This is a genomic window from Lacihabitans soyangensis, assembly GCF_024343775.1.
In the GTDB taxonomy this organism is placed as follows: Bacteria; Bacteroidota; Bacteroidia; order Cytophagales; family Spirosomataceae; genus Leadbetterella; species Leadbetterella soyangensis.
This window is the reverse complement of sequence record NZ_RJUF01000070.1, coordinates 1-3,155: the sequence shown is the minus strand read 5'-3', so window position 1 is coordinate 3,155 and position 3,155 is coordinate 1. Positions and strand designations below refer to the sequence as shown.

2 protein-coding genes and 1 rRNA gene are annotated in these 3,155 nt (G+C 41.5%); 1 reads left to right on the top strand and 2 read right to left on the bottom strand.

The window, feature by feature from the left end; all coding sequences use genetic code 11:
- A 16S ribosomal RNA gene (locus EGI31_RS14230) occupies positions 1-1,005 on the bottom strand; the annotation flags it as partial.
- A 964-nt stretch (positions 1,006-1,969) separates the two neighbouring features.
- Here EGI31_RS14230 and EGI31_RS14225 point away from each other — a divergent pair.
- A complete protein-coding gene (locus tag EGI31_RS14225) occupies positions 1,970-2,371 on the top strand; it encodes a nuclear transport factor 2 family protein (RefSeq protein WP_255037890.1) in 402 nt (133 codons plus the stop codon).
- An 83-nt stretch (positions 2,372-2,454) separates the two neighbouring features.
- On the opposite strand, the gene EGI31_RS14220 is transcribed toward EGI31_RS14225, so the two are convergent.
- On the bottom strand, positions 2,455-3,155 hold a 701-nt coding region (locus tag EGI31_RS14220), incomplete at its 5' end, for an IS3 family transposase (protein ID WP_255037101.1).

The window sequence follows — 3,155 nt, the reverse complement described above, 5'->3', positions numbered from 1 at the left end:
TGCTGACTATTCCATCTCTGAAACATTCGCTCACATTCTAGCCTAGGTAAGGTTCCTCGCGTATCATCGAATTAAACCACATGCTCCACCGCTTGTGCGGACCCCCGTCAATTCCTTTGAGTTTCACCGTTGCCGGCGTACTCCCCAGGTGGATTACTTATCGGTTTCCCTTGGTCACTGAAGCTTAAACCCCAACAACTAGTAATCATCGTTTACGGCGTGGACTACCAGGGTATCTAATCCTGTTTGATCCCCACGCTTTCGTGCATCAGCGTCAGTTTATTCGTAGCAACCTGCCTTCGCAATTGGTATTCCTTCCGGTATCTATGCATTTCACCGCTACACCGGAAATTCTAGCTGCCTCCAAATATCTCAAGCTCAACAGTATCGATGGCATGTAAAACAGTTAAGCTGCTACTTTTAACCACCGACTTATTAAGCCGCCTACGCACCCTTTAAACCCAATAAATCCGGATAACGCTCGCCACCTACGTATTACCGCGGCTGCTGGCACGTAGTTAGCCGTGGCTTATTCTAATGGTACCGTCATTACCCCTCGCAAGGAGCACATTCTTCCCATTCAAAAGCAGTTTACAATCCAGAGGACCGTCTTCCTGCACGCGGCATGGCTGGGTCAGAGTTGCCTCCATTGCCCAATATTCCCTACTGCTGCCTCCCGTAGGAGTCTGGCCCGTATCTCAGTGCCAGTGTGGGGGATACTCCTCTCAGAGCCCCTAAGGATCGTAGCCTTGGTAAGCCGTTACCTTACCAACTAGCTAATCCTACGCATGCCCATCTACATCCTATAAATATTTCAATTGGTTATGATGCCATATCCAATATTATGCGGTATTAATCCCAGTTTCCTAGGGCTATCCCCCTGATGTAGGTAGGTTGCATACGCGTTACGCACCCGTTCGCCGGTGACATTGCTGCCCCCTCGACTTGCATGTATTAAGCCTGCCGCTAGCGTTCATCCTGAGCCAGGATCAAACTCTCCATAGTAATTTCTTACATCGAAAGATCTCCCAACTTTATGTTTCGTCTCTATCTCCAATAAGTTAATGAACTTTATCCCACTTCATCGTGAGCTCGTCGCCGTTTCCAGCCTCCTCATTTCTTCCTTCCGTCTTAATCGGGGTGCAAAGGTAAGAACCTTTTTTTAATTCCCAAATATTTTTAAGAAAAAAATTTATTTATTTGAACTTTATCCCCTTTCTAGCTTCTCCGTTTATACTTCCTCGCCGTTTGGGAGTGCAAAGGTAAGACACTATTTCCCCCTTTTCCAAATATTATTTTATTATTCTTTTTAACCATTTCTCCTAATTCACTGCTTTTCAAAGACTTTTGACTTCTACCTCATAGAAAGTTCTTGCTTTTGTTATATTTGTTTGGCGTTTCGTTATATGTGCTTTTTTTGCCGCAATCTCCCCTTTTCTGGATTGAATGTGTTTTCTTGGGCATTTTCTGCCGTTTTTCGTTTTGACTATTTTAGATCGGTTATTGAAATATTTATATGTTTAGCGTTTTGTTTTTTTTAAAATGGTTGTTCTGCTCACCTGCGGTGGGTGAATTGTCGTACTAACCACCCCGGCCTGCGGCCGACCCTCCTTAAAAAGGAGGGTAAAGTTAGGACTGGCTTTGCCTGCGGCTGGTCTGGTTTGTTTGACGGTTAGTGGTTCGACTATCGCTCACCAACCATGAGCTCTTTGTAACCTGGCCGCTAGGCTGGGCACAAAAACGGGAGCATAATCAAGAATGGTAATGCGAAGATTACGAGCGTAGATCTGCCCGACCCAGTGCCCACCCCTATCGCTTGTTCTTGCTCTATTGTTTTTGGGGCGGAGGGGTACGCACACAGAAAAATCGACCACTCTATATATGTGTAATGAGTTTATGATTCTATGGCTGTGTTGGCCAATTGGTTTTTAGAATCGTAGGGTATATATTTGAAAGAAAAAAGAGAGAAATGAACGCACTGGAAATTGTAAAGGAGTATTACGGGCACTTTAATGCCAAAAATTGGGACGGAATGATGGCTTTGTTGGATGCGGAGATAAGACATGAGGCCAATCAGGGAGATGTCCGGATTGGTTTGGAGAAGTTTAGGGAGTTTTTAGGTACTATGGATACTTGCTATGATGAGACTCTAACTGACATGGTGTTTTTCTCTGAGCCAACCAATAGTAGGGTATCGGTAGAGTTTGTTGTGAATGGTATATATAAAGTAGCAGATGAGGGACTGCCTCCTGCTCATAACCAAACGTATGTTTTGCCAGCTGGGGCTTTCTTGGAGGTAAAGAATGGGAAAATCAGCAGAGTGACTACTTATTATAATCTGCCGCTTTGGATTGAGTTGGTTTCGAAGTGATCTGATTATTGGTTATTGGTTATTGGTTATTGGTTGTGCTTGCCTAAAATAGGTTGACGTTTTTTTAGACAAATGTAATATAGTTAAAATTGTAATATACATTGATTTGGGTTGATATTTTTCGTTTCATTACAAGTCCAAATTGGTAATATCGGTCGATTTTCGACATATTGTTCTTTGATATATTGTTCAAACGAGTTTGGTGATAGCTTATTCAAAGCTACATGTGGTTTGCTATTGTTATAGGCTTCAATTGTTCGGCTCAATTGTTTTTTAAGTTCTTCAAAACTTGTAATATTTCGATATCTGAGGTACTGGTTCTTTATAGTTCCATTTACTCTTTCAATATGAGCATTTTCATGGACTTCGTTGCACATACTTATTTTGATTTTGGCAGCATTTAACATTTCTACGTACTCATTGCTGACGTACTGCCCACCTCTATCAGAATGATGAATTAGTTCTGTAAAAATAGTCTGTTTCCGAGCTTTAAATGCCATCTTTAGAGCCTCACAATTGTTTTCTGCTCTCATATTATCTGCAGCGGTATAACCTACTATTTTGCGGGAATAGACATCCATTATCATTGTGATATAATAGACTTTTTCACCAACATTAAAGTATGTTATATCACTCGTCCAAAGTTGATTAATATTATTTAGTTTTATGTCAACCAAAAGATTTTTGTATCGACTATATGGACTCGAAAATGTGGTTCTAACTGGGTTTTTATAAGCCATTAACCTAAAGCCATAATGAATACCAATACTTACGAAAGCATCTC

Bases quoted from the DNA above. Each gene is read 5' to 3' on its own strand.
- EGI31_RS14225 (WP_255037890.1), top strand. From the start codon at position 1,970: ATGAACGCACTGGAAATTGTAAAGGAGTATTACGGGCACTTTAATGCC.